Source organism: Streptomyces sp. NBC_00162 (assembly GCF_024611995.1).
Lineage (GTDB): Bacteria > Actinomycetota > Actinomycetes > Streptomycetales > Streptomycetaceae > Streptomyces.
In genome coordinates this window covers 2,707,393-2,731,390 of the sequence record NZ_CP102509.1, presented here as the reverse complement: position 1 = coordinate 2,731,390, position 23,998 = coordinate 2,707,393, and the positions used below count along the sequence as shown (strand labels likewise).

The following is a 23,998-nucleotide window of genomic DNA, read 5'->3' as shown; positions in this document are numbered from 1 at the left end:
TTAGGATGGACCTCATGGCGAAATCCGGTACGACGACCCAGGGGCTGCGCACGGCGATCGAGCGCAGCGGCTACTACCCGGCCCTCGTGGCCGAGGCCGTGGAGGCCGCGGTGGGCGGCGAGCCGATTTCGTCGTACCTGGTCCACCAGGAGACGACCTTCGACTCCAACGAGGTCCGCCGCCACGTCACCGTGCTGGTCCTGACCGGCAACCGCTTCATCGTCAGCCACACCGACGAGCAGGCCGCGGACGCCGGGTCGCCGTCCCCGTACGCCACCACCTCCACCGAGTCGGTCAAGCTCTCCAGCATCTCCTCCGTGGTGCTCAGCCGCGTCGTCGCCAACCCGGAGTCCTACACCCCCGGCACCCTGCCCCGCGAGGTCGTCCTGACCATCGGCTGGGGTGCGGTCTCCCGGATCGACCTGGAGCCGGCCGCCTGCGGCGACCCGAACTGCGACTCCGACCACGGCTACACCGGCAACTCCACCGCCGACGACCTCAGCCTGCGGGTCAGCGAGGCGGGCGACGGCCCGGAGGCGGTGCGCCAGACCCTGGTCTTCGCGCAGGCGCTCTCCGAAGCCACCGCGGCCACGTCCACCCCCGCCCGCTGATGGCGTACCCCGCCGCGCAGAACTGGGCGGACGAGCCGGAGCTGCTGGATCTCGCGGCCGCGCCCGTCCCCGAGTACGGCACGGGCTCGCTCGCCGACCTGCTGCCCACCCTCGTGGCCGGCCAGGGCGTCCCCGGCTTCTCCGCCTCCATCGCGGAGCTGACCCCGGCCGACCGGAACTGTGTGTTCCTGGTCGACGGCATGGGCTGGGAGCAGATCAAGGCCCACCCGGACGAGGCCCCCTACCTCACCTCCCTCCTCGCCGGCTCGCGCGGCGGCACCGGCCGCCCGATCACCGCGGGCTTCCCGGCGACCACCGCCACCTCGCTGGCCTCGGTCGGCACCGGCCTGCCGCCCGCCCGCCACGGCCTGCCCGGCTACGCCGTCCGCAATCCGGCCACCGGCGAGCTGATGAACCAGCTCCGCTGGCAGCCGTGGACCGCGCCCAAGCCCTGGCAGCCGTACCCGACCGTCTTCCAGCTGGCCGACAAGGCCGGCGTGGCGACCGCCCAGGTATCCTCGCCCGCCTTCCAGACCACACCGCTCACGAAGGTCGCGCTGAGCGGCGGCACCTTCCTCGGCCGGATGACCGGCGAGGAGCGGATGGACCTCGCCGCGGACCGCCTCGCGGCCGGTGACCGCTCGCTCGTGTACACGTACTACAGCGAACTCGACGGGGCCGGCCACCGCCACGGGGTGAACTCCGACGCCTGGCGCGGCCAGTTGATGTACGTCGACCGGCTGGTGCAGCGCCTCGCCGAGCAACTCCCGCCGCGCACCGCCCTGTACGTGACGGCGGACCACGGCATGGTCGACGTCCCCTTCGACGAGGACTCCCGGATCGACTTCGACGAGGACTGGGAGCTGGGCGCGGGCGTGGCCCTGCTCGGCGGCGAGGGCCGGGCCCGGCACGTCTACGCGGTACCGGGCGCCGAGGCCGACGTACTGACGGTGTGGCGCGAGGTGCTCGGCGACCGCTTCTGGGTGGCGAGCCGCGAAGAGGCCCTGGAACTGGGCTGGTTCGGGACGCCGGGGGAGTGCGACGAGCGTGTGCTCGGCCGGATCGGCGACGTGGTCGCGGCCGCCCAGGCCGATGTCGCGATCACCGCGTCGCGCAACGAGCCCAACGAGTCCGCCCTCGTCGGCATGCACGGCTCCATGACCGCGGCAGAGCAGCTCGTCCCGCTGCTCGAAATCCGCTCCTGACCCCTCCTTCCCTCTCCTCCCCTCCCGCCCACGACCCGAAAGGTTCTGTACTTCCCATGCCCGAGCTGGTGTTCTTCTCCGGAACGATGGACTGCGGAAAGAGCACTCTGGCGCTCCAGATCGCGCACAACCGTGACGCGCGCGGGCTTCAGGGCGTGATCTTCACGCGGGACGACCGGGCGGGCGAGGGGAAGCTGTCGTCCCGGCTGGGTCTGGTGACGGAGGCGATCGAGGCGCCGGAGGGCATGGACCTGTACGCGTACCTGGTCGCCCAGCTCTCCAAGGGCGGCAAGGCGGACTACGTGATCGTGGACGAGGCGCAGTTCCTGGCCCCGGAGCAGATCGACCAGCTGGCCCGCATCGTGGACGACCTCGACATGGACGTCTTCGCCTTCGGCATCACCACGGACTTCCGCACCAAACTCTTCCCCGGCTCGCAGCGCCTGATCGAGCTGGCGGACCGCCTCGAGCAGCTCCAGGTCGAGGCCCTGTGCTGGTGCGGCGCCCGGGCCACCCACAACGCCCGTACGGTGGGCGGCGAGATGGTCGTCGAGGGCGCGCAGGTCGTGGTCGGCGACGTGAACCGCCCGGCGGAGGAGATCGGCTACGAGGTCCTCTGCCGCCGCCACCACCGCCGCCGCATGACCTCGGCCGCGGCCCGCGCGGGCGCCCTCTCCCCGGACGTCCTCCCGGTCAACCACGCCTGACCGCACCCCCCGGCGGGGTGCCGGTTGAGACTACCCACGCTGGTGATGGTCCCGCCCGGGTGGTGCGGGCGAGACTGATCGGACTTCAGACGTGCTGGGCGTCGGCAGTCATGCCGGGGCTGCGCCCGGCCGAGGGCTCCCGTAGCCGGGTCGCCTGTCAAGACGATCGGGAAGAAAGGCGGGGGATGCCATGAAGCGACTTGAAGTGGCATTGATGGGCGCTGGGCTGATCGCACGGTTCCATCTGGACGCGTGGACCACCATCGGCGCGTCGGTGCGGGTCCACTCCACCGACGGCCGGGCCGAGGAGCTCGCGCGCGAGTTCGGTGCCAAGGCCGTCGGTTCCCTGGAGGAAGCGCTGGACGGCGTGGACGTCGTGGACATCTGCACCCCGACGAGCACCCACCACGCGATGGCCATGGCCGCCATCACCGCGGGTGCGGGCGTGGTGTGCGAGAAGCCCCTGGCGAGCACCACCGCCGAGGCCGAGGAGATCGTCGCAGCGGCCGAGCAGGCCGGCGTACGGCTCTACCCGACCCACAACGTGCGTTTCGCCCCGGCGTACGGTCGGCTCGGCGAGCTGGTAGCGGCGGGCAGCGTCGGAGCGGGCACGGTCGCCCGGTTCACGGTGGCCGGATACCACCCGCGGCCCTGGAGCGGGCAGGCGTCCGCGCGGTCGGGCGGCATCGTGACCGACCAGATGCTGCACGGCGTCGACCTCGCCCAGTGGGTCTTCGGGGACGTCGTGCGCGTGCACGCCTACTACCAGGGTGACATCGCCGCACCGGCCCCCACGGGAGCCGTCGGGGTCGGAACCGCCGTCCTCACCCACGCCAGTGGCGCGATCAGCCAGGTCGTGAGCCGCTGGATGGCGACGCCGGTGCCCCCCTACCGCCTCACCTGCCATGTCTCGGGCACGGGCGGGACGGTGCTCTACGACTCCGAATGGCCCCAGGAGGTCCAGGGGTTCGGCGGTTCGGCCGGGGACCTCGCGCACTTCGGGGAAACGCCGTTCGTCTCCATGATCCGCGAGTTCGCCCAGGGATTCACGGGCGGTCCCGAGCCGCGGCTCGGAGCGCGGGACGGACTGGCCGCCATCCGTATCACCCAAGCCGCGGCGGAGTCCGCGTGGACCGGACGTGCCGTGGAACTGACCGTGAAGGGGGCCGCCGCATGAAGGTCGCCGTGTTGTCGTTCGCCCATGAGCGCGCCGCGACGTACGCCCGGCTGCTGCACGGCATGCCCGGCGTCGAGCTGATCATCGCGGACCCCGACGGTGCGCCGGGTGATCCCGCCCGGGGGCGGGCCGTGGCCGCGGAGTTGGACGCTCCGTACGCGGACGGCTGGGACGAGGTGTTCGCGCTGCGCCCCGAGGCCGTGGTGGTCACCAGCGAGGTCGCCCGCCGCCGGGAACTGGTCGAGCGGGCGGCCGAGGCCGGGGCGCACGTGCTGGTCGAGCAGCCGATGGCGGCCAAGGAGGCGGACGCCCGGGCCATGGTGCGCGCCTGTGAGGATGCGGGGGTGCGGCTGACCCTGGCGTCGCCGGCCTGCTTCAGCCCGGCGTTCACCGCCGTGCGCGAGGGCATCGCCGCCGGTGAGGCCCTTGGCACGCTGACGACCATGCACGGGTCGTACAACACCCCCGCGACCGGGGGAGCGCAGGACGGCGGGGCGCTGGGTGCCAACGCGGCGGTCCTGCTCGACCTGGTGGACGCGGTGCTCGGCGGGGAGCCGGCGGAGCAGGTGTACGCGCAGTCGAACAGCGTCCTCAGCGGGCAGCCGGGCGTGGAGAGCGCAGCACTCGTCTCCGTGCGGTACGCGAGCGGGGCGGTCGCGTCCATCGACTGCAGCCGGATCCTGTCGGCGAACCGGTCGGCCCTCAGCGGACCGGCCATGACCTTCATCGGTGAGAAGGCGAGCGTGGAGTTCAATGCCCGCCCGCGGCTGCTCGGCGGATTCGACGCCGCCACGGGCGGTGAGCGGTGGGAGGCCGGCGGGGCCGACCTGTACGCGGTCATGCTCGGCGCGTTCGTCGCCGCCGCGGCCGGCCAGGGGCAGGGAGCCGGCCCGGACGGCGCCGCCGGCGTACGCACGCTGCGGGTCGTCGAGGCGGCCTACGCGTCGGTGCGCACGGGCCAGCCCGTCGATCTGGCTTCTGCCTGACCCCTTCGGGACGTACCCCGTCGAAGCCGCCGCCGCTTTTCGAAGCGGCGGCGGCTCGCGCTTGTTTGAATTCCGGCTGTTTGAACGCGAATTACTCAGGGAAACTCGAGACCCGCTACAACAGCGCTCGAGGTGTACCGAGTTGCCGAGCCGCCGCCCCCTCCCTACCAGGCTGAGGGATGTCGTGCCGACATGGCTCGATCTAGTCTGGCTGCAGAGGATCAAAGACCGCACCATCGCGGCGAATTCGACGCATTCGATGAATCGACGAACTGTCGCGGGACGCGTAGACCTACATTTCTTCTTCGATCGGTAAGGGGACTCCGGGATGTCGCACCTCCTGCGCATAGACTCGAGCATCGGTACTGAATCCGTTTCGCGGCAGCTGTCGGCCTATTTCGCCGAAGAGTGGCGCAGCAGCCACCCGGGCAGCGGATACACCTATCGCGATGTCGTGGCCGACCCGATTCCGCACATCACGCACCCCGTGCACCAGTCTCTCGTCTACCCGGACGGCGAGCACGGTCAGAGCGCGGAAGAGCGGGACCTCACGGCGGCGATCACCAATGAGCTGCTCGAGGCGACCACGATCGTCCTCGGTGTTCCCATGCACAACTTCTCGATCCCGTCGACCTTCAAGGCGTGGTTGGACCGTGTCGTTCACCCGGCCCACATGTCCATGCCCGGGAAGACCAGTCCGCTCAGCGGAAAGTCGGTGGTGGTCATCCAGGCGCGCGGCGGTTCGTACGCGCCCGGAACCCCCCGCGAGGACTTCGACTTCCAGGAGCCGTATCTGCGTGCCGTTCTGGAGTCGGTCGGTCTCGGGGACGACCTGACGTTCGTGACGGCCGAGCTGACGATGGCTGCGTCCGTTCCGCAGATGGCGCAGCTCAGGCCGCTGGCCGAAACCTCGCTGGCGACCGCGTACGAAACCCTCAAGAAGCTGGCCGCCTAGGCCTGCGCGGTCAACGGGGCTATCGACATCATCTCGAGTGAGAAGGATTCCATGAGCGAGGCAATTTCCTTCGAGGACCATTGGGCGCGGACCCATCAGTTCGATCCTCCTGCGATATTCGATTCGCTGCGTGAAGAACGTCCGCTCGCGAGGATGGTCTACCCCGACGAGCACGTCGGCTGGCTCACCACCAGCCACGAGCTGGCGCGCAAGGTCCTCAGTGACCCGCGGTTCAGCCACAACATGGAAACCTGTCACTTCCCGACGACGCACTGGGGCGAATTGACGCCGAACTCCCCGGAGATCCCGGGGATGTTCATCTACATGGACCCGCCGAACCACACCCGGTACCGGCGTCTGCTGACGGGTGAGTTCACCGGCCGCCGGGCGACCCAGATGACATCGGGCGTCGAGGTCATGGCCGACGAGCAGATCAAGGTCATGCGCGAGCGCGGGGGGACCGCGGATCTGGTGGCGGACTTCGCGGAACCGCTGGCCCTGCGGGTGGTGTGCGAGGTGATCGGCCTGCCCTACGACGAACGTGACCGGTACGCGCACGCACCGGAGATCATGCACAACCCGGACTCGAAGCCGGACGAGGTCATGCCCGCTTACGCGCAGGCTCTCGCCTATTTCCTCGAGCTCATCGAAAGGAAGCGGAAGCAGCCCGGCGACGACCTCCTCAGCCGCCTGATCGTCGACGGTCAGTTGACCGACGAAGAGCTGTGCAACATGGTCGCTCTGCTGCTCTTCGCGGGCTACGGGACCACGGGGCCGGCGCTGGCCGTCAGCGCTTTCGCCCTGCTCCACCACGAGGACGAAATGGCGGCGCTCCGCGCGGACCCGTCCAAGCTCGACGGCGCGGTCGAGGAACTCCTCCGCTACATCACCATCAACCAGTACGAGATCTTCCGCACCGCGCTGGAAGACGTCGAGCTGAACGGTGAAGTGGTCAAGAAGGGCGACACCGTCACCGTGTCGCTGCCCGCGGCCAATCGCGACCCGGCCAAGTTCGGGTGCCCCGCGGATCTGGACATCGACCGCGACACCGCAGGTCACATGTCGTTCGGCTACGGCGTCCACCAGTGCCTGGGCCAGAACGTGGCGCGCGTGGCACTGCGGGTGGGCCTGTCGGCTCTCCTCCGGGAGTTCCCCGGCCTTCGGCTGGCCGTCGAGTTCGACGAGGTGCCGCTGATCCTCAAGGGCTCTGTATTCGGGCTGAAGAGCCTGCCCGTCTCCTGGTAATTCTTCTTTCTTTTCTCCGAAAGGAACTGCGGCATAGTGCGCACCGACCTGATCAAGCCACTTCCTGTCGCAGTCGTGGAGAACGCGACCCGCTTTGCCGACAAGGTCGCTTTCGAGGATGACCGGCGGGCGGTCACCTATGGCGACCTGGAGGCGCGGACGCGCCGGCTCGCCGGACATCTGGCGGGCCTCGGCGTCCGGCCCGGCGACCGGGTCGCCATCTGCCTCGGCAACACCGTCTCCACGGTGGAGAGTTACCTGGCGATCGTTCGCGCCAGCGGCATCGGGGTGCCGCTCAACCCGGCCTCGGCCCTTGCCGAGCTGGAGTACCTGCTGACCGACAGCGGCGCCACGGTGGTCATCACCGATTCCGTGCAGGCGGAGCGGCTCCAGCGCTCGCCGGCCGTCGCGGCCGGCATCACCCTGCTGGTGACGGGCGATGTCCCGGCGCAGGCGGGGGCCTACTCGTACGACGAGTTCGCCGTCAGTGAGCCGGCCAGGACCGCCCGGGACGACCTCGGCCTCGACGACGTGGCCTGGATGTTCTACACGTCGGGGACGACCGGGCGGCCCAAGGGCGTCCTGTCCACGCAGCGCAACTGCCTGTGGTCCGTGGCCTCTTGCTACGTGCCGATTCCGGGGCTGACGGACCAGGACCGGGTCCTGTGGCCCCTCCCGCTGTTCCACAGCCTCTCGCACATCGCGTGCGTGCTGTCCGTCACCGTGGTCGGCGCCACCGCCCGGATCATGGACGGCAGTTCCGCGGAGGACGTGATCAGCGCGCTCCGCGAGGACAACTCGACCTTCCTCGCCGGTGTTCCCACCACCTACCACCACCTGGTGACGGCCGCCCAGCAGAATGGATTCTCCGCACCCGCCCTGCGGATCGGCCTGGTCGGCGGAGCGGTCACCGGATCCCGGCTGCGCCAGGGCTTCGAAGAGGTCTTCGGAGTCCCGCTGGTCGATGCCTACGGCAGCACCGAGACCTGCGGCGCCATCACCATCAACCCGCCGGACGGCGCCCGGGTCGACGGATCCTGCGGCCTGCCCGTGCCGGGCGTCGGGGTCCGCATCGTCAACCCCACCACCGGCCTCGACGTACCCGTCGGCCAGGAGGGGGAGGTGTGGGTCAGCGGACCGAACGTCATGGTCGGCTACCACAACAGCCCGGAGGCGACCGCCGCCGCGCTGCAGGACGGCTGGTACCGGACCGGAGACCTGGCCCGGCGTGACGACGCCGGCTACTTCGCCATCTGCGGCCGGATCAAGGAACTCGTCATCCGCGGCGGGGAGAACATCCACCCCGAGGAAGTCGAGGCAGTACTGCGCACCGTCGAAGGTGTCGCCGACGCGGCGGTTGCCGGCGTGCCGCACGACACGCTCGGCGAGGTGCCGGTCGCGTACGTGGTCCCCGGCCCCTCCGGGTTCGACACCGCGACGCTGATCGGCCGGTGCCGCGAGCAGCTCTCCGCCTACAAGGTGCCGGAGCAGGTCCGCGAGGTCACCGGTGTTCCCCGGACCGCGTCGGGCAAGATCCAGCGGCGCCTCCTGGCCGAGCAGCCGAGCCGGCTGCGGTACGCCGCGACCGGACACCACGACGGGCTGATGAGCCTTGACTGGATTCCGGTCGCAGCATCGGCGGAACCCGTTGCCGCGGCCCGGAGCTGGGCGGTGGCGGGTCCCTCCGCGGCCGGACTCGTCGAGGCCCTCGAGGCGGCCGGCGCAGAGGTACGGCAGTACCCGGACCTGGCGGCGGTACACACCGCGGTGGCCGACGGCGACGCGGCTCCCGAGGTGATCGTCCTCGTTCAGCAGCCGGGGCCGGCGGACGAGCAGGGCGCGATCGCCGCGGGACGCGGCAACGCCCGCCTCCTCGCGGATCACGTACACGCTTGGCTGGCACGCCCGGAGTCGGCGGCTTCCCGCCTGGTGGTTCTCACGCGCGGCGCAGTCGCGGCCGCTGCGGAGGACCGTGCGCAGAATCTGGCCGAAGCTCCGCTCTGGGCCGTCGCCCGGTCCTTCCAGGAGGTCCGTCCGGCAGCACTCACCATTCTTGACCTCGAGGCCGAGGCCGACGGCGACGCCGACCTGAGCCTGGACGTCCTGCTGGCCGCGATCGCGTCCGACGAGCCGCAGATCGCGGTGCGGTCGGGGGCCCTGCTGGTTCCCCGGCTGCACCGCCTCCCCGTGGTCGACACGCCGCGGGCGGAATCCTGGGCGGGCGCGACCGGCACCGTGGTGGTCACCGGAGCGGACACGGAGCACGGTGCGGCGATCGCGCACCGGCTGGCCACGGTCCACCAGGCGCAGAGCCTGCTGCTCGTCAGTTCCCCCGGCGGCAACGGCACCGCTGTATCCGGCCCCGAACTGGGTCTCGCCGAGACCGGCATCATCCGGGTGACCGCAGAGAGCGGGAACCCGGAGCCCCTGCGGGCCGCGTTGGCCGACCTGCCGCGTCCGGTGACCGCAGTGGTCCACGCCGCCGACGACCTCGAACTGGCCCTTCAGCTGGACGAGATGACCGCCGGAGACGAGCTCGCCGCCTTCGTCGTGGTGTCCGACGCCACCGGGCTGCTGGGTTCCCCCGACAACCCGGGCGAGGCCGTCGACGGGATCCTGTCCGACGCGGTGGTACGCAACCGTCGGCTGCGGAACCTGCCGGGCTCCTTCCTCGCCTGGGGCGCGTGGCCCGGCGACCGCGACTCGGCGGATGACGAGACCGGCCGGCTCCGCAACCTGCTCCTCTCCGCGTTCGACTTCGACGTCGTCATGACGGCGAACCGCCCGTCGCTGCTGGCCCTGAAGCTGGAAGCGCCGACCACGGGCGACGAAGTCCCCTCGATCCTCCATGCCTTGGCCGAGGACCCCTCGCAGCAGAGCCGGCCCGACGTCGTCGTCACGGCAGCCCTGCGTGACCGGCTGTCCGGTCTGGACGAGCGTGCGCAACTGGCACTGATGGAAGACCTGGTCCGTACGCAGGCCGCCGCTGTGCAGCAACTGCGGGGACCTGAACTGATCCCGTCCGACCGGGCTTTCCGCGACATGGGCTTCACCTCGATGGCCATCGTCCAGCTGCGGAACCGGCTGACGGAGAGCACCGGGCTGCCGCTGCCCACCACCGTCGTCTTCGACCACCCCACTCCGGCCGCGCTGGCGGCCTGCCTGCGGGCCGAGGTCCTCGGCATCACCCGACCGGTGACGGAGTCGGTCCTGGCGGCCGACCCCGATGAACCGCTCGCGATCGTGGGCATGGCCTGCCGGCTGCCGGGCGGAGTGGCCGGGCCGGAGGACCTGTGGCGGCTGGTGTCCGAGGGCCGGGACGCTCTGTCGTCCTTCCCCGACGACCGTGGCTGGGACCTGGAGGGCCTGTTCGACCCGGACCCGGACCGTGCGGGCACTTCGTACACCGATCAGGGCGGATTCCTGCACGAGGCGGGGCTGTTCGACGCGGGGTTCTTCGGGATCTCGCCGCGTGAGGCGCTGGCGATGGACCCCCAGCAGCGGTTGTTGCTGGAGACCTCCTGGGAGGCGCTGGAAGGCGCCGGTATCGACCCGGTCTCGCTGAAGGGCACCGATGTCGGGGTGTTCTCCGGGCTGTTCGGCCAGGGATACGGGACCGGCGCCGCCGCGGCCGCGCCGGAGCTGGAAGGCTTCACGACCACGGGGCTGGCGCCGAGCGTCGCGTCCGGCCGGGTGTCGTACGTGCTCGGTCTCGAGGGCCCGGCGGTGTCGGTGGACACGGCGTGTTCCTCGTCGCTGGTGGCGATGCACCTGGCCGCGCAGGCGCTGCGGCAGGGCGAATGCTCCATGGCGCTGGCCGGTGGCGTGTCGGTGATGGCGACGCCCGGCCACTTCGTGGAGTTCTCGCGGCAGCGGGCTCTGGCCGCCGACGGGCGGTGCAAGGCCTTCGCCGATGGCGCGGACGGCACTGGTTGGGCCGAGGGCGTCGGTGTCGTGGTGCTGGAGCGGCTGTCGGTGGCGCGTGAGCGCGGGCACCGGGTGCTGGCGGTGCTGCGCGGTAGCGCCGTCAACCAGGACGGTGCGTCGAACGGTCTGACGGCGCCGAACGGGCTGTCGCAGCAGCGGGTGATCCGCAGGGCGCTCGCCAGTGCCGGGCTGGTCTCGGCGGATGTGGACGTGGTCGAGGCCCACGGGACCGGCACGTCCCTGGGTGACCCCATCGAGGCGCAGGCGCTGCTGGCCACGTACGGGCGGGACCGGGATGCGGAGCAGCCGCTGTGGCTGGGCTCGCTGAAGTCGAACATCGGTCACACGCAGGCTGCCGCTGGTGTGGCCGGTGTGATCAAGATGGTGCAGGCGCTGCGGCACGGGGTGCTCCCGGCGACCCTGCACGTGGATGCACCTACAACCCAGGTGGACTGGTCCGCGGGTGCGGTGGAGCTGCTGACCGAGGCCCGGGATTGGCCGCTGAACGGCCGGCCGCGTCGCGCCGGTGTCTCCTCGTTCGGTGTCAGTGGGACGAACGCGCACCTGATCCTGGAAGAGGCGCCCGCCGAAGAGGCGCAGCCGCCGCTGGTGTCGCCCGGTGCGGTGCCGCTGGTGGTGTCGGCGCGGAGCGCCGGTTCCCTGGCCGGTCAGGCCGGTCGGCTGGCGTCGTACCTGGAGTCCGCTGCAGGCGAGGTGTCGCCGGCGTCGGTGGCCGGGGCGCTGGTGTCGGGCCGCGCGGTCTTCGGTGAGCGTGCGGTGGTCGTGGCCGACTCCGCCGAGGAGGCGCTGACGGGGCTGCGAGCACTGGCTCAGGGCGACAGCGCGCTCGGTGTGGTGTCCGGGAGCGCGGTTGGTTCGGATGCGCTGGGCAAGGTTGTGTGGGTGTTCCCGGGTCAGGGTTCGCAGTGGGCGGGCATGGGCCGTGAACTGCTCGAGTCCTCGCCGGTGTTCGCGGAGCGGATCGCGGAGTGTGCGGCTGCTCTGGAGCCGTGGGTGGACTGGTCGCTGATCGATGTCCTGCGTGGCGATGTCGAGCCTGAGCTGATGGAGCGGGTCGACGTACTGCAGCCGGCGAGCTTCGCGGTGATGGTCGGTCTGGCGGCGGTGTGGTCGTCCGTGGGTGTGAAGCCGGACGCGGTACTCGGCCACTCTCAGGGTGAGATCGCGGCTGCGTGTGTGTCCGGTGCGCTGTCGCTGGAGGATGCGGCGTGTGTGGTGGCGCTGCGCAGTCAGGTGATCGCGTCGGAGCTGGCGGGCCGTGGCGGTATGGCTTCGGTGGCGCTGTCCGTGGACGAGGCGGTCGCGCGGATCCAGCCGTGGGCGGACCGTGTCGAGGTCGCGGCGGTCAACGGGCCGTCCTCGGTGGTGATTGCCGGTGACGCGCAGGCGTTGGACGAGGCGCTGGAGGCGCTGTCGGGCGAGGGTGTCCGGGTGCGTCGGGTTGCGGTGGACTATGCCTCGCACACCCGTCATGTGGAGGACATCCGGGCCACGCTGGCCGAGGCATTGGCCGGGGTCGGCGCTCTGGCCCCGAAGGTGCCGTTCTACTCGACCGTCACCGGTACCTGGGTGGAAGACGCCGATGTCCTGGACGGCGGGTACTGGTACCGGAACCTGCGTGCGCAGGTGGGCTTCGGTCCGGCGGTGGTGGCGCTGCTCGAGCAGGGTCACGGGGTGTTCGTGGAGGTCAGTGCCCATCCGGTGCTGGTCCAGCCGATTACCGAGACCGTCGACGACACCGAGACCGGTGCCGTGGTGACGGGTTCGCTGCGGCGTGAGGACGGCGGTCTGCGACGGCTGCTGGCCTCGATGGCCGAGCTGTTCGTCCGCGGTGTGGCCGTCGACTGGAGCGGTGTCCTGCCCGCCGGTGCCCCGTCCGTACACGTGGACCTGCCGACCTATGCCTTCGACCACCAGCACTACTGGCTCCAGTCGGCCGAGTCGGCCACCGACGCGGCCTCGCTGGGACTGGCCGGGGCCGATCACCCGCTGCTGGGTGCGGTCGTCGGCATGCCGAACTCGGCCGGCCTCATGGCCACGTCGAGCTGGTCGCTCCGGTCGCACCCCTGGCTCGTGGACCACCTGGTGTCCGATGCCGTCGTGGTACCGAACGCGGCTCTGGTCGAGTTGTCCATCCGGCTCGGCGACCTGGCGGCCACCCCCGTACTCGACGAACTGACCGTCGATGCGCCCGTGGTGCTGCCGCAGCGAGGCAGCCGCAGCATCCAGGTGAACGTCGGCGAGCCCGACGGGACACGACGTCGGCCGGTCGAGATCCACTCCCGCGCCGCGGACGCCCCTCTGGACGCGCCGTGGACGCTGCACGCGCACGGCGCGCTGGCTCCCGCCGCCACCACGGTGACGCCCACGAACGCCGGGCCCGCCACCGAAGTCACCCTGGACGGTGCCGCGCTCCGTGACGCGGGCCGCTACGGGGTGCACCCCGCCCTGCTGGACGCCGCAGTCCGTACGGTCATCGCCGACGGCATGCTCCCGTCCGTGTGGACCGGGGTGTCCCTGCTGGCATCCGGCGCCGCCGCCCTGCACGTGCGACCGGGCGGGTCGTCGGCGGAGGGAACCGGTCTGCAGCTGACCGATCCCACGGGGCAACCCGTCATGACCGTCGAAGCGGTTCGCGGAACTCCGTTCTCCCCCGAACAGGCAGGGATCACCGGCGCGTTGCCGCACGACGCCCTGTTCCGTGTCGACTGGACGCAGTGCGCGCTTCCCACCGTGGAGCGCTCCCTCGACGTCGTGACCGTCGAGAACCCCGAGGATGTCGCCGCGTCGGCCACGACGGCCACGTCGACTCCCGACGTCCTGCTGTACGAGGCCAAGGCCATGAGCGCGCTGGCCGCCCCCCGCGCCTCGGTCAACGCGGCGCTGGCCGTGCTCCAGGCCTGGCTGGCGGAACCCACGCTCGCGGAAACCCGGTTGGCCGTGGTCACCGGGGACTGCGCCGCACCCGACGCGGCCGCGGTGTGGGGTCTGGTGCGCTCGGCGCAGTCGGAGCACCCGGACCGGATCGTACTGGCGGACCTCGACGACGTCTCCCGGTCCGCTCTGCCGGCCGTGGTGCTGAGCGGCGAACCCCAGATGCGGGTGCGCGGCGGTGTGGCGGAGGTGCCCCGGCTGGTCCGGGTGTCCGTCCCGTCGGGCGGGTCGCTTCCCGAAGCCGGGCAGCAGCGGCGTCCGCTCGACACCGAAGGCACCGTACTGATCACCGGTGGCACCGGAACGCTGGGTGCGATGACGGCACGGCACCTGGTCACCGCGTACGGCATCAGGCACCTGGTCCTGGCCGGCCGCCGCGGCCACGCCCCCGAACTCCACGACGAGCTGACCGCGATGGGTGCGTCCGTCACCGTCGCCGCCTGCGACACGTCGGACCGGGCCCAGCTCGAGGCTCTCCTGCGGGCGATCCCGGCCGAGCACCCGCTCACCGCCGTGGTGCACTCCGCCGGGGTCCTGGACGACGGGGTGCTCACCGAGCTGACCCCGGAACGCGTCGACACCGTGCTGCGCCCGAAGGTGGACGCGGCGCTCCACCTGCACGAGCTCACCCGGGACATGGACCTTGCCGCGTTCGTGCTGTTCTCCTCGGCAGCGGGCGTGCTGGGCAACCCCGGGCAGGCCAACTACGCCGCGGCCAACGCCTGGCTGGACGCGCTGGCACGACAGCGGCACGGCCTCGGCCTGCCGGCGGTCTCCCTCGCCTGGGGCTACTGGGCGACGGTCAGCTCGATGACCGAGCACCTGAGCGCCGCTGACCTGCGACGCAACCAGCGCATCGGCATGAGCGGCATCTCCGCCACCGAGGGAATGGCCCTGCTGGACGCCGCCCTGGGCTCGGACGCTGGCACGGACGCTGGCACGGCCGGCGCCCTGGTGGCGGCCAAGTTCGACGTGTCCGCTCTGCGGGCGTCGGCGGCCGACGGTCCGGTCCCGCCGCTGCTGCGGGGTCTGGCCCCGTCGCCGCGGCCGGCGGCCCGGGCTGCCGCTCCGTCCGGGCCCGCGTCCGTGCGGGAGCGCATCGCCGGTCTGGGCGAAGCAGAGCGGACCGAAGCCCTGGTCGAACTGGTACGTCGGCATGCCGCCGAGGTGCTCGGACACGCCACCGCCGCCGCCGTCCATGCCGACCGGACCTTCAAGGAGGCCGGATTCGACTCGCTGATGGCAGTGGAACTGCGGAACCGGCTCGCCGCAGCCACCGGGCTCACCCTCTCCCCGGTGATGATCTTCGACTATCCGAAGCCGACGACGCTGGCCGATCACCTGCGCGTCAAGCTCTTCGGCGACACGTCCGAGCGGCCGTCCGAGCCCGCGGTTCCCGCCGGGACGACCGACGAGCCGATCGCGATCGTGGCGATGTCGTGCCGCTTCCCTGCGGGCGTGAACAGCCCCGAGGACCTCTGGCGAGTGGTGGCCGACGGGATCGACGCCGTCACCGAGTTCCCCGACGACCGCGGCTGGGACATCGACCGGCTCTTCAACGCGGATCCCGACCACGCGGGCAGCACCTACGTACGCCACGGCTCCTTCCTCGATGACGCCGCCGGGTTCGACGCCGCGTTCTTCGGCATCTCGCCGAACGAGGCGCTGGCGATGGACCCGCAGCAGCGACTGCTGCTGGAGACGTCCTGGGAGGCGTTCGAACGGGCCGCGATCGACCCGACCACACTGGCCGGAGAGGACGTCGGCGTCTTCGTCGGAGTCAACAGCCACGACTACAGCATGCGGATGCACCAGGCGTCCGGCGTCGAGGGATTCCGGCTCACCGGCGGTTCCGGCAGCGTCACCTCCGGTCGTATCGCCTACCACCTCGGCTTCGAGGGTCCCGCCATCACGGTCGACACGGCCTGCTCCTCCTCGCTGGTGGCACTGCACCTGGCGGCGCAGGCGCTGAACCGGGGTGAGTGCTCCATGGCGCTGGCCGGCGGTGTGATGGTGATGGGCACCGTGGAGACCTTCGTCGAGTTCTCCCGGCAGCGCGGACTGGCGCCCGACGGCCGGTGCAAGGCGTTCGCGGACGGCGCGGACGGCACCGGCTGGTCCGAGGGCGCGGGGCTGCTGCTGGTGGAGCGGCTGTCGGATGCCCGGCGCCGGGGCCATCAGGTGCTGGCCGTGGTCCGCGGGTCCGCGGTGAACCAGGACGGCGCGTCGAACGGTCTGACCGCGCCGAACGGTCCCTCGCAGCAGCGGGTGATCCGCAAGGCCCTCGCCGGTGCCGGGCTTTCCCCGGCCGACGTGGACGTGGTGGAAGCGCACGGTACGGGTACGACGCTCGGCGACCCGATCGAGGCGGAGGCGCTCCTGGCGACCTACGGCCAGGACCGGCCGGGCGACGAGCCGCTGTGGCTCGGGTCCGTGAAGTCGAACATCGGGCACACCCAGGGGGCGGCGGGTGTCGCAGGCGTGATCAAGATGGTCATGGCCATGCGGCACGGCGTCCTCCCCAAGACGCTGCACGTGGACCGTCCGTCGACCCACGTCGACTGGTCCGCGGGCGCAGTGGAACTCCTGACCGAGGCCCGCGACTGGCCGCAGAACGGCCGGGTCCGCCGGGCCGGCGTGTCCTCCTTCGGTATCGGCGGCACCAACGCGCACGTCGTCCTCGAAGAGGCCCCCGGCCCCGACCGGCCGGTCGTCTCCACGCCGGAGCCCATGCCGGAGCCCACGGGCGTCCTCGTGCCGGTGCCCGTATCGGCGCGGACGCCCGCCGGACTGCGCGGCCAGGCCGAGCAGCTCGCCCGGTTCCTCGACGACCGGCCCGGCGTACGCCTCACCGATGCCGCCCACGCCCTCGCGACCACGCGCGCCCAACTCGACCACCGGGCCGTCGTCCTGGCATCCGACAGGGGACAGCTCTCCGCGGACCTGAGCGCCTTCGGGCGCGGTGAAGCGAGCCCCGCGGTCGTCTCCGGCACCCCGGCCACGGGCAAGCTGGCCATCCTCTTCACGGGGCAGGGCAGCCAGTGGGCCGGCATGGGCCGTGAACTCGCCGAGACCTTCCCGGTCTTCCGCGAAGCCTTCGCCGCCGCGTGCGCTGCCGTGGAAGAGCACCTGCGCGACCACTCGGCGCGCCCGCTGCGCGAGGTGGTGTTCGCCGCCCCCGGGTCGCCCGACGGTGAACTGCTCGACCTGACCATGTACACGCAGGGCGCCCTGTTCGCCCTGGAGACCGCACTGTTCCGGCTGTTCGAGTCCTGGGGGGTGCGACCGGATCTCCTCGCCGGCCACTCGATCGGAGAGATCACTGCCGCGCACGTCTCCGGAGTGCTGGGACTGGCCGAGGCGGGCAAGCTGGTCGCCGCGCGCGGCCGGTTGATGCAGGCCCTGCCCGAAGGCGGCGCGATGGTCGCCGTCCAGGCGACCGAGGCCGACGTCGAGCCCCTGCTGGCCCGGGCGCGAGGTGCGGTCTGCGTCGCGGCGGTGAACGGCCCTGACTCGCTGGTGCTCTCCGGCGTCGAGGACGCCGTGCTCGCCCTCGCCGGAGAACTGGCGAGCCGCGGCCGCAAGACGCGGAGGCTGTCGGTCAGCCACGCCTTCCACTCCCAGCTCATGGAGCCCATGCTCGACGAGTTCCGCACGGTCGCCCAGAGCCTGTCGTACCAGCAGGGTGCCCTTCCCGTCGTCTCGACCCTGACGGGCGATCTCGTCCGGGACGGGCAGCTGCGGACCCCCGAGTACTGGGTCGACCAGGTCCGGAACGCGGTGCGGTTCAGCGACGCCGTCACCTCGCTGAGCGGCCAGGGAGCGACGACGTTCCTGGAGATCGGCCCGGGCGGAGCCCTCGCCGCGATGGCGCTCGGCACCCTCGGCGCACAGGAACAGAGCTGCATAGCCACCCTGCGCAAGAACAGCGCCGAGGCCACCGACGTCATGACCGCGCTCGCGGAACTGCACGTGCGCGGTGTGGCCCTGGACTGGACGGCCGTCTTCGGCCGGCCGGCCACGGCGGCCGGAACCGACCTGCCCACCTACGCGTTCCAGCACCAGCGGTACTGGGTCGAGTCCGACGAGATCGCGGTGGGCGGCGCGGAGGCGCTCGGCGCCGCCAGCGCCCGGCACCCGCTGCTCGGCACCGTCATCGAGGTGCCGGGTGACGACGGCGACAACGGCGTCGTGCTCACCGGGCAGCTGTCGCCGCGCAGCCGGGGCCGGTTCCCCGGTCAGGTGGCAACGGACGGCACTGCCGGGATTCCGGCCGCCGCGCTCCTGGAGATGATCGTCAGGGCCGCCGACGAGGTGGACTGCGGAAGCCTCGAACAGATCGTCGTCGAGGCGCCTTTGACGGTGCCCGAGCACGGCAACGCCCAGGTACGGGTGTCGGTGGACGGCCCCGGTCCGGACGGGCGTCGCCGGGCCGCCGTCTACGCCCGGCCCCTCGACCCGGAGCAGGGACCCTGGACCTGCCACGCACGAGCCGTACTGGTCCCCGGAATGCCTCAGCCGGCCTTCGACCTGCGGACCTGGTCGCTGCCCGCGGACAGTGACGCCCTCCTCCCGGGGGCGCACCGCGTGTGGCAGCAGGACGGACAGATCTTCGCGGAGATCGCGCTGCCGGACGAACTGGCGGACGAGGCCGCCGAGTTCACGATCCACCCGGCGCTCATCGACACCGCACTGCGGGTCCTGGACTCCCGTACCGCTTCGGACCTGACGGCGGCCGACGACGGCCACCGCGACCGCGACCGTGTCCGTGACCTGTCCGCCTGCACCGGTTTGGCGGTGTACGCGGAAGGCGCCGCCTCGCTGCGGCTGCGGATCACGCCGGCACACGACGGCGGCCATCTGCTCGAGCTCGCGGACGCGACCGGCGAACCCGTCGCGGTCCTCGGCCCGTTGACCCTGGCCGCCATGCCCGCGGACGGCGCCGAAGAGCCCGCCGCGGCGGCCGGGCACCGCGACTCCGCAGCAGATGCGCAGACGCCGTCCGGTGCCCTCACCCGGCGCGTGGTGTCGCGGAGCGAAGGGGCCGGCGAGGCGATCGCCGGCCGGCTGGCCGGGCTGCCGGCCGCGGAGCAGCACCGAGTGCTGATGGACATGGTCCAGGAGAGCACGGCCCTCGTGCTCGGCCACCGCGACACGGACGGGTTCGACGGGGAGCAGTCCTTCAAGAGCCTTGGATTCGACTCCCTCAGCGCGGTCAAGTTCTGCAACCGGCTGCGCGACCTCACCGGGGTGAACCTGCCCAGCACGCTGGTCTTCGACTATCCGACACCGGCCGTCCTCGCTGACTACCTGCGGGCAGAACTGCTCGGCGAGCCCGCGGCGGTGCCCGCCCCGGCCACGACGGCGGCATCGGTCTCCGACGAGCCGATCGCGATCGTCGCCATGAGCAGCCGGCTGCCGGGCGGAGCGGACAGTCCCGAGGAACTGTGGAAGCTGGTCGTGGAGCAGCGGGACGCGGTGTCCGGCTTCCCCGTCGACCGCGACTGGGACCTCGAGGGGCTGTACCACCCGGACCCGGCGCACCCGGGCACCAGCTACACCCGCTCGGGCGGATTCCTCCACGAGGCCGCGCAGTTCGACGCCGGGCTCTTCGGGATCTCGCCGCGCGAGGCGCTGGCGATGGACCCCCAGCAGCGGTTGCTGCTGGAGACCTCCTGGGAGGCGCTGGAACGGGCCGGCATCGACCCGTTGTCCGCCCGGGGCAGTGACATCGGCGTCTTCACCGGAATCGTGCACCACGACTACGTGTCCCGGCTCCACCAGGTGCCCGAGGACGTCCAGGGCTATCTCATGACCGGTACGGCGGCGAGCGTGGCCTCGGGCCGCGTGTCGTACGTGTTCGGTTTCGAGGGTCCGGCGGTCACGGTGGACACGGCGTGTTCCTCGTCGCTGGTGGCCATGCATCTTGCCGCGCAGGCGCTGCGGCAGGGCGAGTGCTCGATGGCGCTCGCCGGCGGCGCGACGGTGATGGCCAGTCCGGACGCCTTCATGGAGTTCTCGAGGCAGCGGGGCCTGTCGGCTGACGGCCGGTGCAAGGCGTTCTCCTCGGCGGCCGATGGCACCGGTTGGGCCGAGGGCGTGGGCGTGGTGGTGCTGGAGCGGTTGTCGGTGGCGCGTGAGCGTGGTCACCGGGTGCTGGCGGTGCTGCGCGGCAGCGCGGTCAACCAGGACGGTGCATCCAACGGCCTGACCGCGCCGAACGGTCCCTCGCAGCAGCGGGTCATCCGCAGGGCGCTGGACACGGCGGGACTCACTCCGGCGGATGTGGACGTGGTGGAGGCCCACGGGACCGGTACGTCCCTGGGCGACCCGATCGAGGCGCAGGCGCTGCTGGCGACCTACGGGCGGGACCGGAATCCGGAACAGCCGCTGTGGCTCGGCTCGCTCAAGTCGAACATCGGTCACACGCAGGCAGCCGCGGGCGTGGCCGGCGTGATCAAGATGGTGATGGCCATGCAGCACGGCGTCATGCCCGCCACCTTGCACGTGGACGAGCCCACGACTCAGGTGGACTGGTCCGCGGGTGCGGTGGAGCTGCTGACCGAGGCCCGGGACTGGCCGCGCAACGGTCATCCGCGCCGGGCCGCGGTCTCCTCGTTCGGGGCCAGCGGTACGAACGCCCACCTGATCCTGGAGGAGGCGCCCGCCGAGGAGGCGGAGCCCGTCGCGGAAGGGGCGCAGCCCGCGGGTGTGGTGCCGTTGGTGGTGTCGGCGCGGAGCGCCGGTTCCCTGGCCGGTCAGGCCGGGCGGCTGGCGTCGTACCTGGAGTCCGCTGCCGGTGAGGTATCGCCGGCGTCGGTGGCCGGGACGCTGGTGTTGAGCCGTGCGGTGCTGGGTGAGCGTGCGGTCGTGGTGGCCGGCTCGGACGAGGAGGCGCTGGCAGGACTGAAGGCGCTGGCGCGCGGCGAGAGCGCACCCGGTGTCGTGTCCGGCAGCGCCGGTTCGAGCAAGCCGGGCAAGCTCGTGTGGGTCTTCCCGGGCCAGGGTTCGCAGTGGGCGGGCATGGGCCGTGAACTGATGGATTCCTCGCCGGTGTTCGCCGAGCGGATCGCGGAGTGCGCGGCCGCCCTGGACCCGTTCGTGGACTGGTCGCTGATCGACGTACTGCGCGGTGAGACCGACCCCGCGCTGATGGAGCGGGTCGACGTACTGCAGCCGGCCAGCTTCGCGGTGATGGTGGGCCTGGCAGCGGTCTGGGCCTCCGTGGGAGTTGAGCCCGGCGCGGTGCTCGGCCACTCCCAGGGTGAGATCGCCGCCGCCTGCGTCGCAGGGGCGCTGTCGCTGGAAGACGCGGCGCGCGTGGTGGCACTGCGCAGCCAGGTCATCGCGAAGGACCTGGCCGGGCGCGGTGGTATGGCTTCGGCGGCGCTGAGCGCCGACGAGGCGGTCGCACGGCTGGCGCCGTGGGCGGACAGGGTCGAGGTGGCCGCGGTCAACAGCCCCTCCTCCGTGGTGATCGCCGGAGACGCCGAGGCACTGGACGAGGCCCTCGAGGCACTGTCCGGCGAAGGCGTCCGGGTGCGCCGGGTCGCGGTGGACTACGCCTCGCACACCCGCCACGTGGAGGACGTCCGCGACACGCTGGCCGAAGCGCTGGCCGGGGTGACCGCTCTGGCGCCGAAGGTGCCGTTCTACTCCACCGCGACGGGCGGCTGGGTGCAGGACGCCGACGTCCTGGACGGCGGGTACTGGTACCGGAACCTGCGCGGCCAGGTGGGCTTCGGCCCGGCCGTGGCCGACCTGATGGGCCAGGGCCACGCGGTGTTCGTCGAGGTCAGTGCCCACCCGGTGCTGGTCCAGCCGATCACCGAGACCGCCGACGACACCGAGACCGATGTGATCGTGACCGGTTCGCTGCGACGTGAGGACGGCGGTCCGCGACGGCTGCTGGCCTCGATGGCCGAGCTGTTCGTCCGCGGTGTCCCGCTGGACTGGAGCGGTGTCCTGCCGCAGACGGCGACCTCCCGGCGCGTGGACCTGCCGACCTACGCCTTCGACCACCAGCGTTACTGGCTGCAGGAAGCGGAATCGGCCACCGAGGCCGCCGACGCGGCCGAAGGCGCGGACTCCGACTTCTGGGCCGCGGTCGAGCACGCCGATCTGGACTCCCTCGGCGAGTTGCTGGAGATGGCGTCGACCGACCAGCGCAGCGCCCTCGGCACCGTCGTTCCCGTACTGGCGCAATGGCGAGAGAAGCGCCGTGAGAGGTCGACGGCGGAGAAGCTGCGCTACCAGGTCACCTGGCAGCCGCTCGAGCGCGAAGCCGCCGGTGTACCGAGCGGCCGCTGGCTGGTCGTCGCACCGTCCGCACGTCCGGACGACGGCGTGACCGACGCCCTCCTGGCGGAGCTGACCGGTCTCGGACTCGGCATGGTCCTGCTCGAGGTCGACGAGCCCGACGGCACCCGGAAGCGGCTCGCCGAGCGGCTGGCCGGCGTCCTGGCCGAACACGACCTGACCGGCGTGCTGTCCCTGCTCGCCATGGACCAGCAGACGGGAAGCGGCCCCAAGGACCCGACCGCGGTCACGGCGTCGACGCTCGCGCTGATCCAGGCACTCGGCGACAACAACGCCACCCAGCCACTGTGGTGCGTGACCAGGGGCGCGGTGAACATCGGCATCCACGACACCCTCACCTCACCGGTGCAGGCGTCGCTGTGGGGCCTCGGCCGCGCCGCCGCGCTGGAACGCCTCGACCGGTGGGGCGGTCTGGTCGACCTGCCCGCCGTGACCGACCCGCGCACGGCCCAGTACCTGCTCGGAGCGCTGAACTCCGCCGCCGGTGAGGACCAGCTCGCGGTCCGGCGATCGGGCGTGTACACCCGGCGGCTGGTGCGCAAGCCCGTGCCGGAGGCCACCGGCGACAGCGGCTGGCACCCCCGGGGCACGGTCCTGGTGACCGGCGGCGCCGAAGGGCTCGGCAAGCACGTCTCGGTCTGGCTCGCGCAGGCCGGCGCCGACCGGCTCCTCATCACGACCACCGCGCACGCACCCGGCCACAGCGTGTCGGAACTGCGTGCCGAACTGGCCGGGCTGGGCGTCGCCACCACGGTGGAGTCCTGCGAGGACTCCGACCGGGACGCGATCGCGCGACTGGTGTCCGCGACGGACCCGGAGCAGCCGCTCACGGCCGTGGTGCACGCCGCCGACGTCACGCAGACCAGTTCCATCGACGACACCGGTGTGCACGACCTCGCCGAGGTGTTCTCGGCCAAGGTGGACACGGCCGTATGGCTGGACGAGCTGTTCGAGAGCACGCCGCTCGACGCGTTCGTCGTGTTCTCCTCGATCGCGGGTGTGTGGGGCGGCGGCGGCCAGGGCCCGTCCGGAGCGGCGAACGCCGTCCTCGACGCCCTGATCGAGTGGCGCCGTGCCCGTGGACTGAGGGCGACGTCGATCGCCTGGGGTGCCCTCGACCAGATCGGCGTGGGCATGGACGAGGCCGCCCTCACCCAGCTCCGCCGCCGCGGTGTCCTTCCCATGGGCCCCCAGCTGGCGGTGACCGCGATGGTGCAGGCGGTACAGGGCAACGAGAAGTTCGTGGCGGTGGCCGACATGGACTGGAGCGCATTCATCCCCGCGTTCACCTCGGTGCGGACCAGCCCCCTGTTCGCCGACCTGCCCGAGGCGAAGCAAGCGCTCCAGGCACTGCAGGGCGACGGCGAGAACAGCGACGCCGCCTCGTCCCTCGCGGACTCGCTCCGGGCGGTTGCGGAAACCGAGCAGAACCGCATCCTGCTCCGGCTGGTACGGGGCCATGCCTCGACGGTCCTCGGCCACAGCGGCGCGGAGGGCATCGGCCCGCGCCAGGCCTTCCAGGAGGTCGGCTTCGACTCGCTGGCCGCCGTCAACCTCCGCAACAGCCTGCACGCGGCCACCGGACTGCGGCTGCCCGCGACGCTGATCTTCGACTACCCCACGCCGGAGGCGCTGGTCGGCTACCTGCGCTCCGAACTTCTCCGGGAGGCCGACGACGGCCTGGACGAGCGGGAGGACGAACTCAGGCAGGTCCTGGCGTCCGTGCCGTTCGCCCGGTTCAAGGAGGCCGGCGTACTGGACACCCTCCTCGGCCTCGCCGAGGGCGACGCGGACGCGGATGCGGACGCGCCGGAAGCGGAACCGTCGGCGGCCGCCGCCGACGTGGAACTGATCGATGCCATGGACGTTGCCGATCTGGTGCAACGGGCCCTGGGCAAGACGAGCTGATCG

At 71.8% G+C, this 23,998-nt stretch carries 8 protein-coding genes; all 8 read left to right on the top strand.

Features of this window, described 5'->3' with window-relative positions; genetic code table 11:
• Positions 1 to 14 precede the first annotated feature (14 nt).
• On the top strand, positions 15 to 611 hold the full coding sequence (locus JIW86_RS12640; RefSeq protein ID WP_073909804.1) for a DUF5998 family protein: 597 nt from the start codon (positions 15 to 17) through the stop codon (positions 609 to 611).
• Positions 611 to 1,816 carry an alkaline phosphatase family protein gene (locus JIW86_RS12635; protein ID WP_257553847.1) on the top strand — a complete coding sequence of 402 codons (1,206 nt, stop codon included), beginning with the start codon at positions 611 to 613 and terminating at the stop codon, positions 1,814 to 1,816. The genes JIW86_RS12640 and JIW86_RS12635 overlap by 1 nt, the downstream gene beginning before the upstream one ends.
• A 56-nt stretch (positions 1,817 to 1,872) precedes the next feature.
• Positions 1,873 to 2,523, top strand: coding sequence for a thymidine kinase (locus JIW86_RS12630; protein ID WP_257553846.1), 651 nt, complete (start codon positions 1,873 to 1,875; stop codon positions 2,521 to 2,523).
• Positions 2,524 to 2,713: 190 nt separating this feature from the next.
• The gene (locus tag JIW86_RS12625) at positions 2,714 to 3,700 is read left to right on the top strand and encodes a Gfo/Idh/MocA family protein (protein WP_257553845.1); all 987 of its coding nucleotides are present in this window, start codon (positions 2,714 to 2,716) and stop codon (positions 3,698 to 3,700) included.
• Positions 3,697 to 4,686: a Gfo/Idh/MocA family protein gene (locus JIW86_RS12620; RefSeq protein ID WP_257553844.1), complete on the top strand. Its 990-nt coding sequence runs from the start codon at positions 3,697 to 3,699 to the stop codon at positions 4,684 to 4,686. Before JIW86_RS12625 ends, JIW86_RS12620 begins: the two co-directional genes overlap by 4 nt.
• Positions 4,687 to 5,014: 328 nt before the next feature.
• Positions 5,015 to 5,641 (top strand): FMN-dependent NADH-azoreductase, encoded by a 627-nt coding sequence (locus JIW86_RS12615; RefSeq protein ID WP_215148678.1) that lies wholly within the window; start codon positions 5,015 to 5,017, stop codon positions 5,639 to 5,641.
• A 51-nt stretch (positions 5,642 to 5,692) separates the two neighbouring features.
• Entirely contained in the window at positions 5,693 to 6,886 is a 1,194-nt protein-coding gene (locus tag JIW86_RS12610) for a cytochrome P450 (RefSeq protein ID WP_257553843.1), read from the top strand.
• Positions 6,887 to 6,922: 36 nt separating this feature from the next.
• Complete coding sequence (locus JIW86_RS12605; protein ID WP_257553842.1) at positions 6,923 to 23,995, top strand: type I polyketide synthase; 17,073 nt, start codon at positions 6,923 to 6,925, stop codon at positions 23,993 to 23,995.
• Positions 23,996 to 23,998: the final 3 nt, after the last annotated feature.

Excerpts from the sequence above, each read along its gene's own strand:
- JIW86_RS12640 (WP_073909804.1), top strand. The coding sequence starts at position 15 with ATGGCGAAATCCGGTACGACGACCCAGGGGCTGCGCACGGCGATCGAG.
- JIW86_RS12635 (WP_257553847.1), top strand. The coding sequence starts at position 611 with ATGGCGTACCCCGCCGCGCAGAACTGGGCGGACGAGCCGGAGCTGCTG.
- JIW86_RS12630 (WP_257553846.1), top strand. The coding sequence starts at position 1,873 with ATGCCCGAGCTGGTGTTCTTCTCCGGAACGATGGACTGCGGAAAGAGC.
- JIW86_RS12625 (WP_257553845.1), top strand. The coding sequence starts at position 2,714 with ATGAAGCGACTTGAAGTGGCATTGATGGGCGCTGGGCTGATCGCACGG.
- JIW86_RS12620 (WP_257553844.1), top strand. The coding sequence starts at position 3,697 with ATGAAGGTCGCCGTGTTGTCGTTCGCCCATGAGCGCGCCGCGACGTAC.
- JIW86_RS12615 (WP_215148678.1), top strand. The coding sequence starts at position 5,015 with ATGTCGCACCTCCTGCGCATAGACTCGAGCATCGGTACTGAATCCGTT.
- JIW86_RS12610 (WP_257553843.1), top strand. The coding sequence starts at position 5,693 with ATGAGCGAGGCAATTTCCTTCGAGGACCATTGGGCGCGGACCCATCAG.